Here is a 23707-nt window from a genome sequence, read left to right as displayed (position 1 = left end):
ACGAGGTGGGATGTCCCACCCCGGCCGGGTCCACCTTGGACGGGGTCGGGGGCAGGCCACCGGCCGCCAACGGCCACGCTACGACCGCGGGAGGGCCACGGCTACCGCTACCCGCTACGGCTGCGCCTGCGGCTGCGGCTGCGACCAGACGGCGGTGATGTCGCGCTGCCAGTTCTCCATCGTGAACGGCGAGCGCCGCAGCCGGCGCATCGCCTCCCGACGCTCGTCCAGAGTGGGCGGCACGATCGCGAGATCGGCCGCGGTGCTGGCCCAGATCTCGTTCGGGGTACTCAGGGGCAGCATGGTGATCCCGGGCAGCACCCGGGCGATCTCCGCCACGCCCGGCAGGTCGGACGACAGCACCGGGGTACCGACGGCACAGGCCTCGAGCACCACACTCGGCAACCCCTCGCGCAGCGAGGTCACCAACAGCAGCGACGAGTTGACCAGGAGCTTCGGGACGTCGCCGCGCTCCCCGAGGAACTCGACACGGTCGGACACGCCCAGCCCGCGAGCGAGCGTCAGCAGCCCCTTGGTCTCCTCCTCGGACTGCCGCCCGACGACCCGCAGCCGGGCGTCGAAACCGCGGGTGCACATCGCCGCGACGATCTCGACCGCGCGGGACCGGTTCTTCACCGGGTCCGGACGGGCGATGTGCAGGACGGTCAACGGCTGCGTCACGACGTCGCCGAACTCGTCCAGTTCGGGGAGGGACGGCATGGGACGCTGGCCCGCGATGGCCACACCGAACGGTTCCAGCTCGACACCGTTGTAGATAACGCGGCACCGGGAGTCCAGGCGCCAGCTCTCGCGCCACTGGCCGCGCATGGCCGCCTCGCTGACCGCGAGCAGGTCAGTGGCGAAGGCATCCAGCAGCACCCGGCCGGAGGTGCGCCGCAGGCGCCCGCTGACGGTGTCGCCACGCCGGTCGGTGGTGGTGAAGAAGTGCGCGACCCGCCGCCGCACCCCGGCCGCCCGGGCCACCGCGAGCACGATTCCGGAGAAGGCCCCCACGCCCGCGTGAACGAGGTCCGGCCGGACCTCGCGCAGCAGCCGGTGAAAGGCGAGTGGGAACCGCGGGCCGGCGGGGCAGTGGTAGACCTCGCCGCCGAGCGCCCGGATCTCCTCGTCCATCGAGCCGTGGTGGGCGGAGGTGACGCAGAACAGCAGCCGGTACTCGGCCGGGTCCAGCCGCCGCAGGAGGTTGACCGCGCGGATCGTCTCCCCCGCCCGGTCCATCTGCGGGAGCACTTCGAGTACCGTCACCGGGCTGGTGCGGCCGGGTCGGGCCGAGGCTGTCGCCGCCGACTCCCGGCGATTCTCTGTCCCTCGGGAACGGTCGACCCGGCCGGGGTCCCCGGCGGCCTGACCGAGCCCGGGGCTGTCGGTGACGGCCGGTCCGGTGGCCTGCTCGCCGCCCACCGTGTGTCCGGCCGTCACCGATCGACCAGACCGGTCGAGTTCCTGCGCCGGCCCGCTGCCGTGCCCCTGCCACCCATTCGCATGCCACCTGCCGGTCTGCCGCCGAATCGTTTACCACACGTGCGCGCCACCAGACCTTGAGCTTCCCAGTCAGACATCCGGCAACCTTCTCCAACACACAGAGAGAGTTCTACTACATAGAGTCAGGACACTGGGGAGGTCGAACGGAAAGGCGGGGCGTCGCCGACCACCGCGGTCACAGGGACTCGACGAGCACCGGCCCCGAACGGGAACGCTGCCGAGGAACACCGGCACCGGCCGGTGCCGATGGTGACGTCGGAGTCGGCACCGGCACCGACTCCTGCGCCGACTCCGCCCGCAGCCAGCACCGGGTGTCCAGGACGGCTCCGGCGTGGCGGAGGACGATCTCCCGGCTGAAGGCATCATGGTCGACCAGCACCACCACCAGGTCGGCCGCAGCGGTCTGGGTGGCGTCGGCATCGACAAGCGCGATCCGCCCCGGGACATGCGCGGCGTCCACATGAGGATCGGCCGCGCGCACCTCGGCGCCGAGATCAGCCAGCCGGGCGGCCACCCTTGTCGCCGGCGACTCCCTGCAGTCACCGGTGTTCTTCTTGTAAGCCAGGCCGAGCAGCAGAACGCGGCTGCCGCGGACGGCGCAGCCCTGCCGGTTGAGAATGTCGGTGACCCTGCCCACGACATGGTCCGGCATATGGTCATTGATATCGTTCGCCAGTTCGACAAACCGGAAACTGCGCCCGAGACGGGACCGGACGCGCCAGGACAGGTACGACGGATCGATGGGCAGACAGTGCCCTCCCACCCCGGGCCCCGGCCGGAAGGGCATGAAGCCGAACGGTTTGGTCGAGGCCGCTTCAATCGCTTCCCAGACGTCCGCGCCGAGCTCGTGGGCGAACATGGCGAGCTCGTTGACCAGGGCGATGTTGACGTGCCGGAAGGTGTTCTCCAGCAGTTTGGTGAGCTCCGCGGTCCTGGTCGAGGCGACCGGAACGGTCCGCTCCACCAGCGAGTCGTAGAACGCCGTGACCGCCGCGAGCGAGTGCGCGTCCACGCCGGAGACGATTTTCGGCGTGTTGTCCAGCCGCCAGGTCCGGTTTCCCGGATCAATGCGTTCCGGCGAGTATCCGAGCCGGAAGTCGCTGCCGACGCTCAGGCCGGACCCCTCCTCCAGCAACGGCCCGAAAAGCTCCTCCGTCGTGCCCGGGTAGGTGGTCGACTCCAGCACAATTGTCGCGCCGGGCGTCACCAACGGCGCCAGGCTCCGTGCGGCGTCAATCACGAAACTGAGGTCGGGCGCGGCCTCCCACAGCGGGGTCGGCACGGTGACCACCGCGACGTCGAAGGCCGCGGCGGCGGCGTAGTCGACCGTTGCCTCGTACCGGCCGGAGTCGAGCGCGGCGCGGAGCTGGCGGTCCGGGATGTCCTCGACATAGGACTCGCCGGCCGCCAGCCGTTTGACCCTCCGGGCGTCGACGTCGACGCCCACCACCTGCCATCCGTTCTCGACCGCCCGCATCGCAAGCGGGAGGCCGACATACCCCTGACCTACCACCACCAGCTTTCCCGAAGAAGTCATAGCCACAGTGTGACGCAACAACTACTCTCAGCTACGCATCGAGGGGTTCGTGTCACGCTCCGCTATCGGCCGGCTTGCCGGGACCCTGGTTGAGGACAGCTGCCCGTCGTGCCGGCGACCGAGACTGCGCACCAGGACCGCGGCGATCCGCTCACCGGCACGCCCGTCCCACAGCGCGGGACGCCGTGGCGGCGGCGGACTGTCAAGCCATTCGACCGCGGCGGAGACGATCGCGGCCGGCGAACAGCCCACCACACGATTGGTACCCTCAGTCACCGTTATCGGACGCTCGGTGCTCTCCCGCAATGTCAGGCAGGGCACACCGAGCACCGTCGACTCCTCCTGCACCCCGCCGGAGTCGGTCAGCACCAGCCGCGCGCCCATCTGCAGGGCGACACAGTCGAGATAGCCGGCCGGCCCGAGCGCGCGTACCCCGGCCGGGAGCCGCCCGGCCAGTCGCCCGGCGGTCCGCGGATGGACCGGGAACACCAGCGGGCAGCGGTCGGCGATCTCCCCCAGTGCCGCGAGCAGGCCGTCCAGCACCGCGGGGTCGTCGACATTGCTCGGCCGGTGCAGCGTCACCAGGCCGTATCCACCAGGCCTCAGGCCCAGCTCGGCCAGGGTGGGCCGCGCGTGGGCTCGCTCTCGGCAGGCCAGCAGCGTGTCGACCATGACGTTGCCGACGAGGTGCACGTCCTCCGGCCGCGCACCCTCGGCGAGCAGATGGTCGACGCCCTCGGGGCTGGGCGCGAACAGCAGGTCGGAAAGCCGGTCGGTGACGATCCGGTTGATCTCCTCGGGCATGGCGCGGTCACCGCTGCGCAGGCCCGCCTCCACATGCGCCACCGGGACGGCCGACTTCGCCGCCACCAGCGCACAGGCGAGCGTCGAGTTCACATCACCGACCACCACGACGACGTCGGGGGCCAGCTCACCCAGCAGCGGCTCGAAGGCGGTCATCACCGCGGCGGTCTGCACCGCGTGGGAGCCGGACCCGGCCTCCAGGTGGTGATCCGGCCGACGCAGGCCCAGGTCGGCGAAGAAGACCCCGCTCATCGCGTCGTCGTAGTGCTGCCCGGTGTGGACCAGCGTGGTCCGCACGCCGGCCGCCGCCAGCGCGTCGAGCACCGGCTTCACCTTGATGAAGTTCGGCCGGGCCCCGGCGACGACGACCGCGTGCGGGCCTGACGGGGTCACGAGGCGGCCGTGCCGTTGCGCTCCAGCCCGTCCTCGGACGCCCGGCGCACGGCCGGCACCTGCGGCGCGCCCGGTCGGCCCGAGCCAGCCGGGCCGACCGGGGCGGCCAGGTCGGTCGAACCGGCCAGGCGCTCCGCGCCGCCAAGTCCGTCCTGGTCAGCCCGCGACGCCTCGGCCCGCTCGGCGGCGAGGTCTGCGTCCACCATCATCTCCACCAGCTCCCGAAAACCCACCCGCGGCTTCCACCCCAGCACCTCACGGGCCTTCGACGCATCCCCCACCAGCACATCCACCTCTGCCGGCCGGACGAACCGCGGATCAACCCGCACATACCCCGACCAGTCCTCGATCCCCACCCGCGCGAACGCCACGTCCAACAGCTCACGAATACTGTGCGTCTCCCCCGTGGCCACCACGAAGTCATCCGGCGAATCCTGCTGCAGCATCCGCCACATCGCATCCACATAATCCCCCGCAAAACCCCAGTCCCGCCGCGACTCAAGATTCCCCAGCGACACCGACTCCTGCAACCCCAACGAAATCCGCGCCACCGCCCGCGAAATCTTCCGCGTCACGAACTCGATCCCCCGCCGCGGCGACTCGTGATTGAACAGCAGACCCGAACAAGCGAACAGACCGTACGACTCCCGGTAGTTCACCGTCAGATAGTGCCCGAACGTCTTCGCCACCCCGTACGGCGAACGCGGATGAAACGGCGTCGTCTCCCGCTGCGGCATCTCCCGCACCTTCCCGAACATCTCCGACGACGAAGCCTGGTAGAACCGCACCCGCGACAGATCATTACCCCCCGCGATCCGCAGCGCCTCCAGAACCCGCAACACCCCCATCCCCGTCGTCTCGCCCGTCAGCTCCGCCTGCTTCCACGACAGCCCCACAAACGAGATCGCACCCAGGTTGTACACCTCGTCCGGCTGCGAGATCTCCACCGCGCCGATCAACGACGGAAGATCCGTCAGATCACCCTCCAACAGCACCACCCCCGGCACCAGCCGCTCCACCGTGGCCACCTTCGGGTTCGACTGCCCGCGCACCAGCCCGAACACCTCGTAACCCCGCCCCACCAGCAGCTCACCCAGATACAAGCCATCCTGGCCGGTGATTCCCGTAATCAGCGCACGACGCACGATCATCCTCCTGTCACTTCCCGGTCCGGCCGGGATGCCCTCTGATACTTGCGGACTCGTTGCAGCCCTGAGTTCGTCCGGACATCAGGTCAGCGCGGTCCGGTCGCGGAGAAGGCTGCGCCCCCGTGCCACCGGCCGTCAGGCCGGGTCCGTGTCCCCGGGTCGGAGCGCAAACGTCGGCCGAGCGCCGGGCACGTCCACCCGCGGTGCCGGCACGCCGACGATGTCAGCCGGTTCCGCGCCGGCCACCGGGACGCCGGGCACGGGCACGGTGCCTCCCGTCCCCAGCGCGGCGGCCGCGGCCAGCACCGCGCGCGACGACGCGATCAGGTCCGCTGTCACATCGGCAGGACCGCCGCGACACATCCGCAGGAAGGCCCGGACCGCGGCGCGGTGGCCCTTGTCCTGCGCGCCCTTCCAGACCGAGTCACCGTCGATCAGCAGCTCCCGGAAGTCGTCGATCCGAAGATGATGCCGGCCGGTGAGCGCCTCGAGCGCCTCCTTCCGACAGGACCTGGGCCGGGCCGAGCTGTAGGCGATGGTGGAGAGGGTGCCGTTGACGTGGCGGAGCGTCACGGCGAGCTCGTCTGCGAGCAGTGCCTCACCCACGCGTCCCGGCAGTGCGGTGACCGCCTCGACTCGGCTGTCCGCCAGCGCCGCGCAGGTGTCGACGAAATGGCAGACCTCCCCCAGCAACCGCCCGCCCTCGGCTCGGTCGCTGTACCAGTGGTCTGTCGGCACCGGCCCGGCCGCGACCCGGTAGACGATGCTCATCGGACCGTCACGTTCGGCGACGCGTCGGCGCGCCTCGACGACAGCAGGGGAGTACCTGCGGTTGAGCCCCACCATGAGAACCCCGCCGCCTGCGGCCGCGGCTTGTTCGACGGTCTCCAGCTCGGCCAGGTCGAGAGCCAGGGGTTTCTCGCACCACACATGCCGTCCCCGGGCGAGCGCGGCGGCCGCCAGCCGGGCGTGGGTGGAGTGCGGCGTCGCGATCACCACGACGTCGACGTCGTCGTCGTCGAGTAGTTCGTCGACACTGGCGGCGGCGCCCGCAAAGCCGTGCCGCTCGGCGAAGGCACCAGCCGACCGGCCGCTGGCGGACGCGACGCTGATGAACTGATCGAATCCGGCAGCCCGAAAGGCCGGGAGCAGAACCGAGCCGGAGAAGTTCCCCGCGCCGATCCAGCCGACGCGGTCACCGCGCCGCCCGTGGGCCACCTCCCGCCGCGCAGTGGCGCCCCGTGCCGAGGGCAGGCGGCCAGCCGGGTCCGGCTGCGATGGCGGGTAGTCGAAGCGAATGGCCAGATAGGGCTCGCGGCGGGAGGCGACGAGGTCGTACGCAGCGCCAGCCTGGGCAATCGGGAAGGTGTGCGTCACCAGGTCGCTGACCTGGAACCGGCCCGCGGCGAGCAGGTCGAGCACCGCCTCCTGGTTGCGCCCCTCCGTCCAGCGAACCTGGCCCGCCGGGTAGTCGACCCCCCACTCCTCATAGCCGCGTTCGTACCGGCCCGGACCGTAGGAGCGGGCGAAGTGCAGGGACAGTTCCTTCTCGTAGAAAGGGCCTCGATCAAGGCTCAGCGGAACGTCCCCGACCACGACGATCTGGCCCCGGTCCCGCGCGAAACCGGTGGCCCGCATGACCGGTTCACCGGCGCTGCCGGCCGCGCACACAAGAACCGCGTCCGCGCCACGGCCTCGGCTCCACTCCCGTATCGCGGCGGTGGTCGCCTCCCCCGACTCACGCAGCGCCAACACCCCCGTGGCAGTGGCGACACTAAGCGGGAGGTCGGCGAGATCCACACCGGCGACGTCGCATCCGCTGGCCATAGCGAGGCGCGCGGCGAGCTGCCCGACGAGTCCCAGGCCGACGACAACCACCTTCGAGCCGGGGCCCACCTCCGCGAGGCGAAGCCCGTGCAGCGCGATGGAGGCGATGGTCGCGAACGCCGCGTCGGCCGCATGGACCTCGTCCGGCACCCGCGCGCAGAGCAGACCGGGAACCGCCTGGAACTCGGCATGATTCGCCCAGCCGCCGCCGCCTGTGGCGACCAAGTCACCTGGACGGATGCCGTCCACGGCGAGCCCCACCTCGACGACCTGACCGGCCCCGCTGTAACCCAGGGGCATGTCGGTCGCCAGCCGACTGCGCACGGACCGGACCGCGTCCATCACGCCGTCCGCCCGCGCCTTCTCGGCCACCCGCCGGACCAGATCGGGGCGCGCCCTCGCCTTGGCCAACAGGCCAGCCTGCGCGAGCTTCGTCACCGCCCGCTCGGTGCCGGCGGAAACGATGGTGGCCGTGGTCCTGACCAGCACCTCGGTCGGGCCGATGAACGGGCACGGCACATCGACGACCCGAACCTCACCACCACCGACCGGCTGCACCGCCTGTCTCATCAAACCTCCGCGTCGTCGATGATCGGTGCCGGACCGCGCTACCGTCGATCACAGCGTGACGACACGGAGTGTAATCGAATTACTGCATCTAACCCGCTAGGTTGCTCGCGCTGTGTCACCGAACGACGACAGCCATGACGCCACACGACCGGCGCACACCGTTGCAGCCGTCAGACCGTTCCCGCCGACCCAGTCGCCGGCAGGCGGGGACGGGCGGGCACGCCGACGGCAACCACCTCGGCGGGCAGGTCCCGAACCACCACCGCCCCCGCGCCCACGGTCGTGCCCGCCCCGATCCTGAGGCCCTGGATCACGACCGCACCAGTCCCCACAGTCACACGATCACCAAGCGTGACGGCTCCGCTGAGCCGGGCGCCAGGAGCGAGCGTGGTGTAGTCACCGAGCCGGCAGTCGTGTGCGATGGTCGCCGCGATGTTGAGATGCGCGTGCCGGCCGGTCCGGACGTTGGTGGTGATGCTGGCCAGTGCACAGACGACGGCACCCGGCCCCAGCACGACACCGCCCCCCACCACGGCACGCGGATGGACAAGCGTCGCCGGGTCACACCCCCAGCCGGTCGCAGCACTATCGATCGCCGCCCGGACGTCCGGCGAGCCGACGCCGATGGCGTACTCCGCGTCCAGCTCGCGCAGCAGGTGCACCGGGCCAAGGTGACGAGTGCCGAAAGCCGCGAGAAGGTCCGCGTCGGGCATGGCGTCGTCGAGGACGCCGAGGAGGCGGTACCGAGGCTGGGCCCCGTTCACCGCTTCGACCAGCTCCAGGAGTTCCCGGCCGTGCCCGCCGCCGCCGACGATGACCAGCCTCTTCATTCCTCGACCACCCCCACTCCCGTGTCACTCCGAGACATGATCACTACCCTCTGTAACATCATGGTCCGTGAAAGCGATCAATGGTCTTACTTATTCAGGGGAAAATCGCCACCGATCTCTCCCAACGCCCGACCAGCCCCGCCGCCCTGACCAGCAGAGCGAGCGCCACGGTGACCCTCGGAACGCATCCGATGCCGGCGTCAGAACTCCAGCCTGGTCCCTACCACAACAACGGGAGAGCAGCCCGCACGAACCACCACCGAGAAGCGTTCCACGGGAGTCGATCGCGGCGAGATACCAGCGGACCACAGCGGAGCTGGGCTCGGGGACCGCTGGCTGCGATCGCTGCGAACGTCGGGACCGCCGGGCGAAGCGCTTCATCGACATCTCCGGGGCGCTTGCCGGCCTGGCTGTCGGATCCCCCGTCATCCTGCTCGCGGCGGCGGCGATCCGGGCCGAGGGCGGCGGTCCCGTGCTTTTCCGCCAGGAACGGATCGGCGAGCACGGAAGACCCTTCACGATCCTCAAGTACCGGACAATGATCCCGGACGCCGAGGTCCGGGGCGCCGGGCTGGCCACCTACCGCGGCGATCCGCGCATCACCCGCGTCGGCAAGCTGCTGCGTCAGACAAGCCTGGACGAGCTCCCGCAACTACTCAACGTCCTGCGCGGCGACATGAGTCTGGTCGGACCCCGGCCCACCGTCCGCAGCCAGGTGGAGCGGTACACCCCGCGCCAGCTCCGTCGTCTGTCCGTTCTGCCAGGCATCGCCGGCTGGGCCCAGGTCAACGGACGGAACAGTATTCCATGGTCGCGTCGCATCGAACTCGACATCTGGTACGTAGACCACCATTCGATCCGCCTGGATCTCGCGATCATTCTGCGGACGGCGAGAATTGTCCTGTTCGGGGGCGGTACCTACGGCGCGGGGGGTGTGAATCGGGACCTCGATGTCGGAGAGGATGACGCGCGCGAGCGGGACGTCCGCGAGGACGACGCACATAATCTTGATATCCGGAATCCTGACTCGAACAACATCGACGCCCTTCCGGCCGGAGACCGGGCGTCCGTATGATCCCAAGTCAGCGGTGAACCCCGAACGGAGATATCGTGTCACCTCTCCTTCACACGTCGCAGGCGCTGGCGATCGACGGTGGAATTCCCGTCAGATCAAGCCCGCTACCAGGCTGGCCGCATTTCTCCCCCGACGAGGTCCTGGCGGTTGCGGATGCTCTCCGCAGCGGTCGCGTCAACTACTGGACCGGTGAGCAGGGCCGCGCCTTCGAACGCGAGTTCGCCGCCGCGGTGCGGGCCGACCACGGGATCGCGATCGCCAACGGCACCGTCGCCCTGGAGCTCGCGCTGCGCGCGCTCGGCATCGGGCCAGGTGACGAGGTCGTCGTGCCGAGCAGGACCTTCATGGCGTCGGCGAGCAGCGTCGTCACCTCCGGCGCCCGACCTGTCTTCGCCGATGTCGATCCCGACTCGGGGAACCTGACCGCGGACACCGTCCGCGCCGCGATCACCGATCGCACCCGTGGCGTCATCGCGGTCCACCTCGGTGGGTGGCCGGTCGACATGGACCCGCTTATACGGTTGGCACGGGAGACCGGACTGGCTGTCATCGAGGACTGCGCACAGGCACACGGAGCGTGCTACCACGGCAAGCCGGTGGGGACTCTTGGCGACGTCGCCGCCTGGTCATTCTGCCAGGACAAGATCCTGACTACCGCCGGGGAGGGCGGGTTCGTGACGACCTCCGACCGGGCCGTGTGGAAAAGCGTCTGGTCCTACAAGGACCATGGCAAGGACCCCGACCTTCTCGCCACTCCCCATGACGGGGCAGGGTTCCGGTGGATGCACAACTCCATCGGGACGAACGCGCGCATGCACGAGCTCGCCGCTGCGGCGGGACGCGTCGCGCTGCGGCACCTGCCGGAGTTCGTACGACGCCGCCGGGAGAACGCCGGCGCGCTGCTGCGACAGCTGGGACGGGTGCCCCAGCTGAGGGTGCCCGTCCCCCCCGACTCCCCGGCTGTTCACGCGTCCTATTACCGCGCCTACGCCTACCTCCGCCCGCAGGCCCTGCGCCCGGGGTGGGACAGGGAGCAGGTGCTCCGCGCGATCCGAGCGGAGGGCATTCCCTGCTCCGTCGGCAGCTGCGGCGAGGTCTACCGCGAACTGGCCTTCGCCTGCGGACCGCGGCCGGCGGGGGGCCGGCTGCCCGTCGCGGCACGACTCGCGGACACCTCCCTCGCGTTCCTCGTGCATCCCACGCTCACCCTGGACGACATGCGGGACACCGCTGACGCGGTGGAGAAGGTCCTCTCCACCGCGTCAGCCTGACCGAACCACGTGTTCCGGCCCGTCCGCCGATCAGGATCGGACCAGGCTGTCAAGCAGCTCTTGCAGGCGCCCCCCGAGGGCGGTGCGTGACCGGGTTCGACTCATGTAGTCGCGCCCGGCCGCCCCCCAGTCCGCCCGCCGCCGCGGCCCCGCGGCCACCAGCTCCCGCACCGCGTCGGCGATGCCGTCCGGCTGGCAGCACAGCCCCGCCCCGGCCTCGTTCACGATGTCCGACACATCTCCGGGCGTGTTCGTGATGACCGGAAGCCCCGCGGCCATGTAGTCGAACAGCTTGTTCGGGCTCACGCCGTAGCGGAACAGTTCGACATCCGCGAGCACGTGCAGGCCAGCGTCGACCGCACCGAGCAGGGCGGGCATGCGGTCCTTGGCGATCGCATCGTGGAAGAGAACGTTGTCGAGGTGCCGCGCCTGCGCGTCCGCTATCAGCGCCGCCTTCACCGCTCCGTCACCGACCAGCAGGAATCGCACCTCCGGCAGCTCGTTCCCGAGTTTCTCCGCCGCGTCCAGCACCAGGTCGAGGCCGTTCGCGGGTCCGTGCGCGCCCGTGTACGCGACCACGTATCCGGACAGTCCGAACTCCCGCCGCAGGTGCTCCCGTGCCGCCGGTGGATCGAAGTCGGCGGGATCGGCCCCGTTCGGGATGCAAACGATCCGTTCTGCCGGCACATGCTCCGCGCTCTCCAGTACATGGCCAACTCCGTCGGCCAGCACCACCACGGCGTCGGCGTGTCGGTAGAGGAAAATCTCTACCGCGCGCAGCACTCGGTGTACCAACGAGTCCGCGCGGAGCTGGCCCATCTCTACGAGCACCCGAGGCCACAGGTCCCGGATCTCCAGCACGAAGGTCGCCCGGCGCAGCCGCGCCACCGCCCATCCCGTGAGACCGGCGAGCAGGTGCGGTGACGACGCATACACGATGTCGGGACGACCGTGCCGCATCCCAGCCACGAAGGCACTGACCGCGTACGAGAGCCAGTTGACGATTCGGCTCGCACCGTTGCCGGCATACGGCGTCGTCCGGACCGTCCGGTACTCCGCCGACGAGACTCGCAGGACGTCCCGGGTGACGTAGTTCCGGTCAGCCGCCAGGATCGTGGTCCGCCATCCCGTCAGCCGGCCGACGATCTCGACGTGACGGGTTCCGCCCGGCGCACCCCTCGGGGCGGCGAAGTGATTGTACACCAACAGGGTTCTCATGCCCGCACCTCCCGGATGGACGCCGTCTCCTCCTGCTCGCCGCGTGCCACCAGCCGAACCTCAGGGCCGGCCCACTCGATGATCAGTGTGGTTGCTCCCAGCGATAGTTCGCCGCCGGTGCGCGTCGCGGGCGGATGCACCCCGGAGTGCGCTGTCCAGACCACAGGTCCCTCGACCCGCCCGGCCAGACACACCCACGTCGCGGGTTCCACCGCGCCGTACGTCCGGCTCCACCATCCGGACCAGGGCTCACTCATCCCGCGGACCGTCCGCACGCCGCCCGGCGCCTTGAGGCGCAAGATTGTGCCGCCGCCGGTCCGCAGCGTCGAGGAGCCAAGATCCACCTCGGACTCGGGGGCCAGTGGCAGGGTGAGCCGCCATTCCAGGCCGGGCGGGCCCTCCACGAAGTCCGCGCAGGCCACGCCGTCCGGGCTCGTCACGACAACCCGGGCGACCCGCCGGGGCGGCCGCAGGCGACGGTACGCGTCATGAACCCCCCAGCTCACGACCGCGGGCCCGATGGCCAGCGGTGGCCCGATCCGGCCCTCGGCGCTGTGTCCCCAGCGGAAGACCCGGTGTGGGACGAGCTGATCCTCTCCGGCCAGCCGTAGGACGCTGTGAGCGGCCGACGCCCGCAGCCCGTTACGCTGCGCCAGAGCCCCGTTGTACGTGCCGGTGCCCGGGTCCCCCACCACCCAGTGCCCGTCGTGCAGAACGCAGGTGGAGCCGAGGTCGGCGTGCCCGTGGGAGGGACCGGAGCCGACCTTCAGCCACGAGGTCCACTCTCCGCGCGCGGCACGCGCAATGCCTCCGCCGACATCATGGCCGTCCCGCTCCGCCGGATCGGGTCGGACCGGGATGCCTGGTGCCGCGTACCAGAGGCATTCCTCGTACTCAGCCCGCCACTCGGCCGAAGTGCCGCTACCGCCGACCGCCAGAGCCACGGCGGCCGAACCCGCGATCTCGCCCGGATCGCCGGTCGTGCACAGCAGACGTCCTTCGTCCCAGTCGCCGAACTGGGGTAGCGGCCCCTCAAAGACGCCGAGCCGGCTCAGGAACTGCGCCGAGCGCACCAACGCCTCACGTACCTGCTCGGTCGGGTCGACGAGCACCCGCACGGCCAGCATCTCGATGACGAAGCGATGGTAGGAGAGCGAGTTCTCGATCATGGAGCCGTCCGGTCGCACCTGCCGGCGGAGCTGCGCGTCGAACAGCGCTCGAGCCAGCCGTCGACACGCCGGGGAGAGGCGGTCCGCGGGCAGGACCCGGTCGAGAATCAACAGCCCGAGGCTGTCGCCAAGCCAGTGGTTGTTCCGCATACTGCTCGCTGTGTACGGAAGATCCGCGAGCAGGTGGCGTCGGGCATGGCGGAGTTCCCGCTCCATCCGCTCGCCCACCTGTTCTCCGAGCACGTCGCCAACCAGCTCGTATATCTGCGCGAACGCGAAGGCACGCAACGCGATCTCCAGGTTCGAGTACCAGTGGACTCCCCGCTCCGGCGGGTTTTGGCCGAACCACGAGTCGAGCTCGGCGCGCAGCCGGTCAAGCGCCACCTGGTCGTCGGCGGCGGTGCGGGCGACCGCTCTCGCGAGCAGCACGAGGTGGCGCATCCGCCCCAGTTCCCAGGCCCACTTGACGTCCCCCGGCCTCGCCTCCGTGCGGATGTCAACCCGCCACCAGTGAGTTGCCGGCCACCTTCCCGGCTGGTCGAGGATGGCGTGCCAGTCCGTCCTCGGGCCGAGGTCCACTCGTCGGCCGAAGAGTCGCACGAGTCCTTTGGCTTCGTCCGCGGCATACGTGGCCCCCGCTGCGGAGCTAACGGCGACGGGACCTCCAGCGGAGGTGGCGGCGCCTACCTGGGGCAGGCCGAGTGGCCGCATACCGCGGGCCCGCCGTGGGAGCCGCTCGAGCCCGCCGAAGACCACGGCGTGCCCCCCGGCCCTTTTAGAGAGCTCGTATGCCGCACGCGGCACCGTGCCACCTCCCAGCGCGGCGACGTCCACGGCGGCGGTACGCAGGATGCGGGCCGCGAAGCGCACCAGCTCCCCGGCCCGCCGGTCGGGCGGGCCGCCGTGATCGGAGTCCCTGAAACCATGAATGCCACTTTCCGAGTTCATATAACAACTCTAGGTGACAGCCTGCGAGACGGATCCCGGCGAGACGTCGCGTCACGCACCTTCTTACAGGTCGCCCGACGCACGGGGGCCGCCCGTGGCATCCAAACGCCCGCCACCGCGCGTCTGCCCGGACGAAGCCATAACGGCTGCCGGAACGGCGACACCGGCGGCCGGCACCTGCTCGCCGCGGTCCCCCCGCCACCCGCGGTTGCTGTCAGTGCGAGGCTCGCGTGGGTCGGTCTTGTCCCGGTCGAGGGGAGGGCACCACTGCCGGCGGTGTGGGCGTCTTGATGAGTTCGGTACGAAACCATTCGATGGTCCGGATAAGCCCGCTTCGTATGTCTACTGTCGGGTTCCAACCGATCTCTTCGCGCGCACGGGTAATGTCTGGTTGTCGAACAGTCGGGTCGTCGCCGGGCCGTGGTGTGAAGATGATCGGAACTTCGGCATCACACAGATCGATGGTTAGCAGCGCCAAGTCCAGGACACTCATCTCGTGCGGGTTGCCGATATTCACCGGCCCGGCCACCCCGCTGACCAGAAGTTTCACGATGCCTTCGACGAGATCGTCTACATAACACACTGAACGCGTTTGCAGGCCGTCACCGGAAACCGTTACCGGATCTCCGCTCAACGCCTGCGTGATAAACGTCGGAATCGCCCGTCCATCATTCGGACGCATCCGAGGCCCGTAGGTGTTGAAGATACGTGCGATGCCGGTGTTCGTCTCGCGCTTAATCCGGTGAGCGCTTACCAGCGCCTCCGCGTACCTCTTCGCCTCGTCGTACATGCTCCGTGGGCCAATCGGATTTACGTTGCCCCAGTATGTTTCCTTCTGCGGATGTACCATCGGGTCGCCGTAGACCTCTGAAGTCGAAGCCAGCACGAAACGGGCCCTGTGGTGATCTGCCAACTCGAGCATGCGCATGGTGCCCAGTGAGCCAACCCTGAGTGTCTCCAGCGAAAAACGGCTGTAGTCGACCGGTGAGGCCGGTGAGGCGAAGTGGAGAACAGCATCCACTGCGCGGCCCATCTCGACAGACTCCGTGATATCACGTTCCTGGAACTCGAAGCGTGGATGATCAAGAATATGGGCAATATTCGACCGTCTTCCGGTCAGAAGGTTGTCGACACACAAAACCTCATGGCCACCTGACAGCAGGCGGTCACACAGATGGCTGCCGAGGAATCCGGCACCGCCGGTCACCACGATACGCACGGTAGACTCTCTCTCCCGGTTTGGCGAGGCCACCTCAGCCGCCCGAACGGTTGGGTCGACCTCCGCCCATAGATATTCTGTGGATTCACTGTCGCCTGGCCAACCCACGTAACCGGGCCCGCCACCTGATCGAGTCCATGACGTGACGTCACCCAAAATCCCATCCGGCTATGACCGAACCGGCGCGCCTGCGCGAGCCTTCGGATAAGTACGCTGCTGGGGTATCCTCGGAAATTCAGCCACAGCGGGTCGTGTTCCCGTCAACAACGAGAAGACCTTTCTCAGATACGCATCTGGATCTGTCACGGCCGCAGCCCATTCGACGGCACGGCCGCCCATCTGAGCGAGCCTGTTCCGATCGGCAAACAGATCCAACAAGGTATCGGCAAGCGCGTCGGCTGACTCACTGGCTGGTGTCACACCCGTTATCCCCTCCTGGTAGGCGTCGTAAGAACCTCCAGATGCGGGACCGACCACCGGGCAGCCAGTCAGCTGTGCTTCGAGTAGAACAATGCCGTAGCCTTCCCCGATGTTTGGCCGTACGATCCGGGTACACAACGTAAACAGGTCTGCCGTCGCGTACAGTCTTGCGAGCATCTGGTCGTCGGGGTTCTCGTAAATCTCCAGCCCCGGCTGGGAGGACGCGAAATCTTTCAGCGCGTTGGGCGCTGGGCCGTGGCCCGCGACCACGAGGCGAACCGGACCGATTTCTCGACGTACTGCGGCGAGCGCATCGACCAGTACGGGGAGACCTTTCCCCTCCCACGCAGGCAACCGAAACACGCTCAATACGGTCGGGATACGCGCAGACGGTGCACGATTTCTCCCCTCCTCGATCAGCGTCGAGCGCCAGGCAGGCGCGATACCCGGAGGAAGGATTGGCGCGATCCCGACCGTGGACAGCGCCCCGGCACTGTAGGAGCTGATTGTGAGCGGGAACAGCGATGGGGTCCGGGCCAGTAGGTTGCGGTGGATCAACCCAAGCTCCCAGATGTCATTCCCGTAGAACAGGACGGGTGCCAGCCTCGCACCGGTCACTCCGGCGACCGCTGCGGCCAAAGGGATGAGATTTCGGTGGCCAGCCACAACACAGTCGACTCGATCCAGGCTCCGTCCGATCCGCAGTGCCCGCGCGGCGAAGCCGCTTCTGCAGGCTGCGTTGAGGGTTCTTCCCGGACGAACCATGTCTACGCGGTGCACATCGGCGCCTCCGTAGCGCAGGAAATCCTCTATTGTTGAAAGATACCGTTCAATGCCGCCGCCAAGGCCCTCAGACGGCGCGAGGAGCAGCACCCGACAAGGAACCGGGGCTGGAGCCCTCAACTGCTCTAGGCGGTGCGAGGCAGATCGAGACATGAACCGAACTCTAGTGATCCACCCCTCCCCCGAAGGCTTCTCGAGTCGTATCGGCGCGTCGTCAGCCCTACCGGCGGCAGCAAGCCGAACGATAGTAACCACCCGAACCAACCAGCCGACATCTGAATACGACAAGCCATTCTGCATATTTCTGCTTCCGGGTCGTACAGACTTCTCGAGCGTCCGCGGCTGATACTGCGGTAGCGCCCAGCTATCCGCAAATTCCGTTGGATCAGCATGGTGATACACGTTTTCATCCCCGGTGCTGGCGCCGGCTCTCATCCATCCCGTCGCCGGCATCAGCGCCCCGAATGTCCTGGTCGGATCCACCTGCGTCGTCGCCCAGAGTATCCATCTCGGCCGCCGGGCAATCGCTTGTCGGAGCAGGCGCCCGCCCACTGATACTCCGACCCGACTTTTGTGATCAGTTGAGTTGGAGTACTGCGGCTTGGCCGCGACAGTGGCTGGCTTGTGCGCGTGACTGGTGGCGGCGCCACCGGGACCAGGCCAGCACGAAGCCGGCGGACGGGTCGGGTCGGTTCAGTCCGGTACACCGAGCTCCTGGCCGAGGCGTTCAACCCGCTGTTCAAGGCCGAACTGATCCGTCGCAGAGGCCCGTGGGCGGGGCACGCCGATCTTGAGGTCGCATCGCGGAGTACATCGACTGGTACAACCACCGGAGGCTCCACGGGGAGATCAGCATGGTCCCGCCCGCGGAGTACGAGGCCGACTACACGGCCACCCAGAACAAGATCGAGAACGCCCGGCAGCCCTCCGGTGCGTGACAACCGAGCCTCCGTCAAACCCCGTACTTGACACCCCCGCGCACCCGATCCAGAGCACCCAGAGCCCGGGCACTCGCCGCCCGTGGCGTAGGCACGCGACCGGTCAGCGACCCGATCCACCCAGTCCACGGCAATGCGCCCGAGGCACGAAGGAGAACCTCAATGTCAGAGAAGTACCCACCGCATGATTACAGAAGGGTCCTCGTCAGACACTGCGACGCATCGCAGTGGAGGCGACACGCCGAGTAGGTACCGAGAGTCGGCCTGCAACCAGGAGCCGAATAGGATCAGTCGCTAAAGGCCGTAACCGTAAAATCATTCAGCTTGAGCGGCGCAGCCCCGCCGCCTCGGAGGATCGACGTTGCGATGACAACTGCGATGAAAAGAAACTGGTAGAGCAGGTGTCACTCGTCGCCTTCGGTTCTCTATCTGAGGCGGGCAAAAGCTCGACTCCCGGGGTCCGCGTAGGCACGAGGGCGTCGCGTGCAGCACCGGCCCTGACGTCTCCCCGCTGTCGAGACAGCAGCCGGCGGGCTATCAGTCCTCCTGACACAACACCGAGCAGACTGTGCCCGTGGTCTGCCGACCGAATCGCGCCAACGACTACATGATAGCAAGCGCCTCCACCGCGCCGTCCGGAACGAGGAGTGATGCAGAGAACTGCCGATATCGCGGTCCAGCCGGTCCCGACTGACCATCCGAGCGCCAGATGTGATCCGCTGGTCACCGGACGGGAACGACTTTATAATCGTTACACCTCGACCCACAGCGGATACGGCAGTCAGGCGGCGGCCAACCTTGCCTTCCAGCGTGATGTGCTGCCTCACCTACCGGCCGACCAAGCCGCCCTGGTTCTCGATGTCGGTTGCGGGCAGGGCGCGATGGTCTCCGAACTCGTGCGTGCCGGCTACCGGAATGCACGCGGCGTCGATATTAGTCCAGAACAGGTAGCAGCCGCCCACAGGGCCGGCGTTCTGAACGTCCAGCACGGAGACCTTGAGACAGCTCTCGAGGGAATGGACGCCGAACTGGACGTGCTGATCGCGGTGGATCTACTTGAGCATCTCGATCGGGATAGTGTCCTGAACACTCTCGGTCTGATCTCGAGGGCACTCCGACCAGGTGGGACACTGCTGGCTCGTACCCCCAACGGCGTCAGCCCATTCGCTGGAAACTTTCAGTTCGGTGATCTGACCCATGAGACATGCTTTACCCCTCGCAGTATTCGTCAGGCGCTGCGGGTGACTGGCTTCGTGAACATCGATGTCCGGCCTTGCGAGCCATTTGTCCACGGCGCGGCAAGTAGGGCACGGTGGCTGCTCTGGAGAATTCTCAGCATTCTCTACAAAGCCGCTCTGGGCGTGGAGACCGGGAGCCCTCGCGGTCATGTAGTAACGCAGAACATGCTCGTCGTGGCAAGCACGCCCGTACCCGTAAATCGCCCGAGGTTCGACGCCGAGCCTTCCCGCCAGGGCGGCGGAAGTCGATCGAAGTCCGCGTTCTGGACTGCTACGTCACATGTAGATCAGGCTGGCGAACCTACTCGTTCCGGGTACCCAGAAGACTGCTGAAAATTAGTCTCGGTTGCTGCCGGCCGCTGCCAATATCGACCGACCGAGGATCACGACTTTCATGGCTGGAAGGGGAAGTGCATATGATCAGCAGAGTCGCCGTGTCCGATGCTGGCGGCGTGCCGCCGGATAGAGAAGGCCTCAGGGTTGGTGTCGTCGGGCCGACTGGTGCCGACGATTTCGCCACGAATATCGCGCATTGCCTTCCTGAGCTCGGTGTTCGCGCTATTGCTCTGGGTCCTGCGCGACTATCTGTCCGGAATCCCAGGCTAAGTCGTCCCCTCCGAGCAGCCCGCGGCGCTTTCGAACAGATTGACCGTGCGTATCAGCGTCGGTTGTTGGCCAGGATCGAGCAGGAGAATCTCGATCTGGTCATATCAATCGATGCTTCCCTGTTGCCGGAGACAGTACGGGAGATAAAACGCCGGGGAGTGCGAGTATGCCTGTGGTTCCCGGACGCCGTGGGAACCCTGGGCAGGCAGTACATGCTGCTTGGTGACTATGATGCCCTGTTCTTCAAGGATCCGATCCTCGTCGAACGGCTCTCCCATGTTTTGCAGCTGCCGGTGTGGTACCTGCCAGAGGCCTGCAATCCGGCTTGGCACTATCCACCTACGAGCGTACCCGAGACCCCCAGCGTCGTCGTCGCGGGCAATGTGTACGGCGCTCGCATCCGGCTTGTGAACGAGCTACTTAACCGCGATATCGATGTGCGGATCTACGGGCCTCCGATTCCTCCTTGGATTCATGATCCTAGGATCACGGAGCACCATGCGGGACGCTATATCTCCCGACAGGAGAAGGCTGCGGTGTACCGAGGTGCCAGCGCTGTGCTGAATGCCCTCCACCCAGCCGAGATGAATAGCGTGAACTGCCGGTTGTTCGAGGCAGCAGGCTGTGGCGCCGCAGTTCTGTGTGAACGCCGTGAAGTTCTTTCGGATCTATTCGAGGAAGATAAGGAGGTCTTGGCGTTCAGTTCCTTCGGCGAGCTGATGGAAAAAATTCAGTTCTGCTTGAAGGACAGGGCGGCCGCGCGAGACATCGGCGATGCCGCAGCTCTGCGCAGCCATCGTGACCACTCGTATGCACAACGCCTTTCCCGCCTTCTGGAAATAGCGATCTGAGCCAGTTCATGGCATACCAAAGGCGATCCAGCACGCAGCAGGTTTCGAATGGCCGGTCCCCTATAACGATTCATCTCGGCCGATGGGCCTGTTCCCCCACCATCATGGTGGCTTGCGCCGCATAGTTTCCGATCCGATCTTCCGGTAGGCTTGTCCGCGAAGACGGTACCGACCGAGCGGCTGTTACCGGCGGTTCCGTCCCAGGGGACATCCAACCGCAGCGGCTGGCATGTGAAGCCTGGGTCCGTGAAGCCTGGGTCCGCGGTGTCCGAGTCGATCCCCTTGTTTGTACCTGATCTGGATATCGACAAACTGGCTGGCTGGCATTCGGTTACCGATGACAGTCAGCCGACGTACGCCCATCTCGGCCCCAGACGATCGCGGTAGGCGCCCTCCCACTAGCATTTCCCTTCGATGAATCGGGTTCCGACTGCCGTCGAGGCCGACGCATTAGAAGGCGAAATTAAATAATTTCTCCTGTCGATCTTGCCTTGGATCTCTACTGTGATTAAACGGCTAGGCTACGCGGCGTGGGGGCATGGCGGTATCGCGGCGGTGAATCTGGCGACCGGTATCGCGCGCGAGACGATCCCTTGCGGGATAGACGAACTCGACGACCCAAACATCATCAAGGGTGGGCGGGTACAGGTGCCGGGCGGTGGCCGCAAAAAGGTCGAGACCTCCCAGCCGGGGATCGTCGAGGCGCTCGACACGCCGATCGAACTGGAAAGTCGCGACGACCTGGAGTCGCCGCTGCGCTGGACGACGAAATCGACCCGCAAGCTCGCCGACGAGATGGCCTCGCTGAGCTTTCCGGTCAGCCACACAGTAGTCTCCAAGGTGCTACATGGGATGGGTTTCAGCCTGCAGGGCACGCGTAAGACGAAGGAAGGCGGCAGCCATCCCGGCGGAGATGCCCAGTTCCGCCACATCTACGACCTCGCGGCGGCCTTCCTCGCGGCCGGCGACCCGGTGGTCAGCGTCGACACGAAGAAGAAGGAGCTGGTCGGAGCCTTCGAGCAGGACGGCCGCGAGTGGCACCCGAAGGGCCAGCCAGCCGAGGTGAACGCCTACGACTTCCCGCATCTGGCCGACGGGAAGGCAATTTCTTACAGCGTTTACGATCTTGCCGACGACTCTTCCTGGGTGTCGGTCGGGATTGACCACGACACGTCGCGGTTCGCTGTCGCCTCGATCAGCAGGTGGTGGGAGAAGATGGGTCGGAAGAAATATCCGAACGCCCGCCGGCTGATGGTTACCGCGGGCTACGGGGGGTCGAACGGAAACCGGCTGTGGCTGTGGAATCTGGAGTTGGCGGTGTTCGCCGCCAGGTCTGGTCTGGAGATCTTTGTCTGTCACCTCCCGCCTGGTACCAGTAAATGGAACAAGATCGAGCACCGGTTGTTCTCCCCGATCAGCATCAATTGGTGCGGCCGACCACTGACGACCTACGCCACCATCGTCACTCTCATCGCGAACACGACCACCACTACCGGCCTCGTCGTGCGCTACGAACTCGATCCCGCGGACTACCCCATGAAGATCCAGGTGACCAAGACTCAACGCGAATCTATCCCGATAGAGCGCGAGAGATTCCACGGCGAATTGAACTGCAAGATCCTCCCGGCGAGAAAAGAGGCTGTTTGATTACGGCTTCTTACCACCGACTTGACGGCTCCAGCCGATTTCCCCCAGCTCCGAAGGAATAAAGATGGTCAGATCCAGGGGTGCCACCCCGCACAGCCCTGCCGACATCGCGGCGCCCCGCCTAGGAGTGCTTGCCAGCCACCCAATTCAGTATCAGGCTCCGCTCTACCGGCATCTGGCCGGCCGCCAGCGTGTTCGATTGGACGTGGCATTCCTGTCGTCCGCGGACGAACTCCGCTATCGGGACCTTGGGTTCGGCATCGACATCGCCTGGGACATCGATCTCCTTAACGGATACTCCCACCGGTTCCTGCGCCCGGAGAAGGGCGGTCGCAAGCGCAACGGGGCAATCACCCGGAACCTTCTCGCCTGGCTGCTTGAGCAGGATGTTGTCGTCATCCACGGTCATTCGAATCCGTGGATGCTCACTGGCAGTGCTTTGGCCCGTGCGACCGGACGGCCGTACCTTCTTCGTGGGGAGGCCCGGCCGCACTGCACGGTTACCGGCTGGAAGGGGATACTACGTGACATGGTCGCAAGTGCATCGGTACGCTCCTCTGCAGCCGGGCTGGCAATCGGCCAGCTCAATTCGGCCTTCTATAGAAGATTTTCCGTCCCGCGGCAGTTCTTTGCGCCCTACTCGGTCGACAACGAGCGATTTTCCGCGACTGCGTCGGTAGCCAGGACTGGTCGGACCGCCCGACTCAAGGAACTGGGCCTTCCTACAGATCGACCGGTCGTCATCTTCTCCGGAAAGCTGCAGGAGTGGAAGCGCCCGCTCGATATCCTGGTCGCGCTCCGAGAGATGTCCGATCAGATTGCAGTTGTCATAGTAGGCGATGGCCCGATGCGTGGCGAGATAGAGCAAGAATGCCGTGGCCTGCCGGCCAAGTGCGTCGGATTTATAAACCAGTCACAGATCGCTTCCTACTATGGCCTAGGCGACATAATAGTTCTGCCGTCGGCCCACGAACCGTGGGGTCTGGTCGTCAACGAGGCCATGGCCTGTGGTTTGCTACCTGTGGTAAGCGACAGTGTCGGGTGCGGGCCGGATCTGGTTGCCGGACTGGGTGGCATCTTCCGCACCGGTGACACGGATGATCTGGTGAAAAAACTTGCCGTGGCGACGGAAAACCTCATGGATCCGGAGCTGGCGGCACGGATCCGGGAGCGAGTCGACCGGTATTCGATCACTGCGACGGCCGAGGCGTACGAGGCTGCCACAATCGAGGTGGCGACGGCCCGAAAGCGCCGATGAAGGCGCGCCACTAAGCCTGGATGCACCGTCGTTTATGGCTGACCGTTGGGGTTCCTGAACGCGGAAGTGCCCTCTGATGCGATGAAGGAGCGGGGTAACTGGTCAGGTGCCGATTTGATCGTTAGTTAGCTGGTGGCGGGCATCCAGGGGCGGCCCTCGGCGAGTTGGACGAGGGCGGGGAACAGCGGAATCCCGTGTTTGGTGGCGGTGGACAGGTAGCTTCGGATCGCGCAGAACTGCCGGGCGCCGGTGAGGGTGCGCAGGCACACACTGAACCGCCCCGGGTTCCATGGAGGTCCGGATGCTTACACTTCGGCGGCTATATCAGGCTCTTCGCAGTTGACCGGAATCTGTGTTGGTCCGATTACGCGACCTTCGGACGGGCGGTAACCGTGGGTAGCCACTGGGGGCGGGTGGAACGGGAGGCGGTGTAGCGGGCGCGGCGTTGCTGGTG

18 protein-coding genes are annotated in these 23707 nt (G+C 66.9%); 7 read left to right on the top strand and 11 right to left on the bottom strand.

Annotated features, from left to right (window positions below):
* Positions 1–114: 114 nt before the first annotated feature.
* The 6 genes from AB1460_RS18245 to AB1460_RS18220 form a co-directional block, all read right to left on the bottom strand.
* A complete protein-coding gene (locus AB1460_RS18245) occupies positions 115–1440 on the bottom strand; it encodes a glycosyltransferase (RefSeq protein ID WP_368962750.1) in 1326 nt (441 codons plus the stop codon).
* A 238-nt stretch (positions 1441–1678) separates the two neighbouring features.
* Positions 1679–3040 carry a nucleotide sugar dehydrogenase gene (locus AB1460_RS18240; RefSeq protein WP_368962748.1) on the bottom strand — a complete coding sequence of 454 codons (1362 nt, stop codon included), beginning with the start codon at positions 3038–3040 and terminating at the stop codon, positions 1679–1681.
* Between the two features lie 27 nt (positions 3041–3067).
* Positions 3068–4237, bottom strand: coding sequence for a non-hydrolyzing UDP-N-acetylglucosamine 2-epimerase (gene wecB / locus AB1460_RS18235; protein ID WP_368962747.1), 1170 nt, complete (start codon positions 4235–4237; stop codon positions 3068–3070).
* A complete protein-coding gene (gmd, locus tag AB1460_RS18230) occupies positions 4234–5382 on the bottom strand; it encodes a GDP-mannose 4,6-dehydratase (protein ID WP_368962746.1) in 1149 nt (382 codons plus the stop codon). The genes wecB and gmd overlap by 4 nt, the downstream gene beginning before the upstream one ends.
* 138 nt (positions 5383–5520) lie before the next feature.
* Positions 5521–7782 (bottom strand): bi-domain-containing oxidoreductase, encoded by a 2262-nt coding sequence (locus AB1460_RS18225; RefSeq protein ID WP_368962745.1) that lies wholly within the window; start codon positions 7780–7782, stop codon positions 5521–5523.
* A gap of 170 nt (positions 7783–7952) precedes the next feature.
* Positions 7953–8612, bottom strand: coding sequence for a NeuD/PglB/VioB family sugar acetyltransferase (locus AB1460_RS18220; protein WP_368962743.1), 660 nt, complete (start codon positions 8610–8612; stop codon positions 7953–7955).
* A gap of 316 nt (positions 8613–8928) precedes the next feature.
* Here AB1460_RS18220 and AB1460_RS18215 point away from each other — a divergent pair, with 316 nt between their 5' ends.
* On the top strand, positions 8929–9687 hold the full coding sequence (locus AB1460_RS18215; protein WP_368962779.1) for a sugar transferase: 759 nt from the start codon (positions 8929–8931) through the stop codon (positions 9685–9687).
* A gap of 32 nt (positions 9688–9719) precedes the next feature.
* Entirely contained in the window at positions 9720–10958 is a 1239-nt protein-coding gene (locus AB1460_RS18210; protein WP_420497306.1) for a DegT/DnrJ/EryC1/StrS family aminotransferase, read from the top strand.
* Positions 10959–10988: 30 nt separating this feature from the next.
* Here AB1460_RS18210 and AB1460_RS18205 read toward each other — a convergent pair whose 3' ends face one another.
* The 4 genes from AB1460_RS18205 to AB1460_RS18190 form a co-directional block, all read right to left on the bottom strand.
* On the bottom strand, positions 10989–12176 hold the full coding sequence (locus tag AB1460_RS18205; RefSeq protein WP_368962741.1) for a glycosyltransferase family 4 protein: 1188 nt from the start codon (positions 12174–12176) through the stop codon (positions 10989–10991).
* Complete coding sequence (locus AB1460_RS18200) at positions 12173–14293, bottom strand: heparinase II/III domain-containing protein (RefSeq protein WP_368962740.1); 2121 nt, start codon at positions 14291–14293, stop codon at positions 12173–12175. The genes AB1460_RS18205 and AB1460_RS18200 overlap by 4 nt, the downstream gene beginning before the upstream one ends.
* Before the next feature lie 214 nt (positions 14294–14507).
* Entirely contained in the window at positions 14508–15512 is a 1005-nt protein-coding gene (locus tag AB1460_RS18195) for a UDP-glucuronic acid decarboxylase family protein (protein WP_368962738.1), read from the bottom strand.
* A 168-nt stretch (positions 15513–15680) separates the two neighbouring features.
* Positions 15681–16805, bottom strand: coding sequence for a glycosyltransferase family 4 protein (locus AB1460_RS18190; protein WP_368962737.1), 1125 nt, complete (start codon positions 16803–16805; stop codon positions 15681–15683).
* Positions 16806–17515: 710 nt separating this feature from the next.
* On the opposite strand from AB1460_RS18190, the gene AB1460_RS18185 reads away from it, so the two are divergent.
* The 5 genes from AB1460_RS18185 (at position 17516) to AB1460_RS18165 (ending at position 23253) form a co-directional block, all read left to right on the top strand.
* Complete coding sequence (locus AB1460_RS18185) at positions 17516–17653, top strand: IS3 family transposase (protein WP_368962778.1); 138 nt, start codon at positions 17516–17518, stop codon at positions 17651–17653.
* 650 nt (positions 17654–18303) lie between these two features.
* Positions 18304–19224 (top strand): class I SAM-dependent methyltransferase, encoded by a 921-nt coding sequence (locus tag AB1460_RS18180; protein ID WP_368962735.1) that lies wholly within the window; start codon positions 18304–18306, stop codon positions 19222–19224.
* 83 nt (positions 19225–19307) lie between these two features.
* Positions 19308–20348, top strand: a complete 1041-nt coding sequence (locus AB1460_RS18175; protein WP_368962734.1) for a CgeB family protein — start codon at positions 19308–19310, stop codon at positions 20346–20348.
* A 477-nt stretch (positions 20349–20825) separates the two neighbouring features.
* Entirely contained in the window at positions 20826–21995 is a 1170-nt protein-coding gene (locus AB1460_RS18170; protein WP_420497305.1) for an ISAzo13 family transposase, read from the top strand.
* Between the two features lie 64 nt (positions 21996–22059).
* Positions 22060–23253: a glycosyltransferase family 4 protein gene (locus AB1460_RS18165; protein ID WP_368962732.1), complete on the top strand. Its 1194-nt coding sequence runs from the start codon at positions 22060–22062 to the stop codon at positions 23251–23253.
* Between the two features lie 125 nt (positions 23254–23378).
* On the opposite strand, the gene AB1460_RS18160 is transcribed toward AB1460_RS18165, so the two are convergent.
* Positions 23379–23522 (bottom strand): hypothetical protein, encoded by a 144-nt coding sequence (locus AB1460_RS18160; RefSeq protein WP_368962730.1) that lies wholly within the window; start codon positions 23520–23522, stop codon positions 23379–23381.
* Between the last annotated feature and the right edge of the window lie 185 nt (positions 23523–23707).

It is taken from the genome of Parafrankia sp. FMc2 (assembly GCF_041008525.1).
In the GTDB taxonomy this organism is placed as follows: Bacteria; Actinomycetota; Actinomycetes; order Frankiales; family Frankiaceae; genus Parafrankia.
The sequence above is the reverse complement of the archived record's forward strand: the minus strand, read 5'-3'. Positions and strand labels throughout refer to the sequence as shown.

Coding starts and splice junctions, on each gene's coding strand:
- AB1460_RS18240 (WP_368962748.1), bottom strand. CDS start 3,040: ATGACTTCTTCGGGAAAGCTGGTGGTGGTAGGTCAGGGGTATGTCGGC.
- AB1460_RS18225 (WP_368962745.1), bottom strand. CDS start 7,782: ATGAGACAGGCGGTGCAGCCGGTCGGTGGTGGTGAGGTTCGGGTCGTC.
- AB1460_RS18220 (WP_368962743.1), bottom strand. CDS start 8,612: ATGAAGAGGCTGGTCATCGTCGGCGGCGGCGGGCACGGCCGGGAACTC.
- AB1460_RS18205 (WP_368962741.1), bottom strand. CDS start 12,176: ATGAGAACCCTGTTGGTGTACAATCACTTCGCCGCCCCGAGGGGTGCG.
- AB1460_RS18200 (WP_368962740.1), bottom strand. CDS start 14,293: ATGAACTCGGAAAGTGGCATTCATGGTTTCAGGGACTCCGATCACGGC.
- AB1460_RS18180 (WP_368962735.1), top strand. CDS start 18,304: ATGCAGAGAACTGCCGATATCGCGGTCCAGCCGGTCCCGACTGACCAT.
- AB1460_RS18175 (WP_368962734.1), top strand. CDS start 19,308: ATGATCAGCAGAGTCGCCGTGTCCGATGCTGGCGGCGTGCCGCCGGAT.
- AB1460_RS18165 (WP_368962732.1), top strand. CDS start 22,060: ATGGTCAGATCCAGGGGTGCCACCCCGCACAGCCCTGCCGACATCGCG.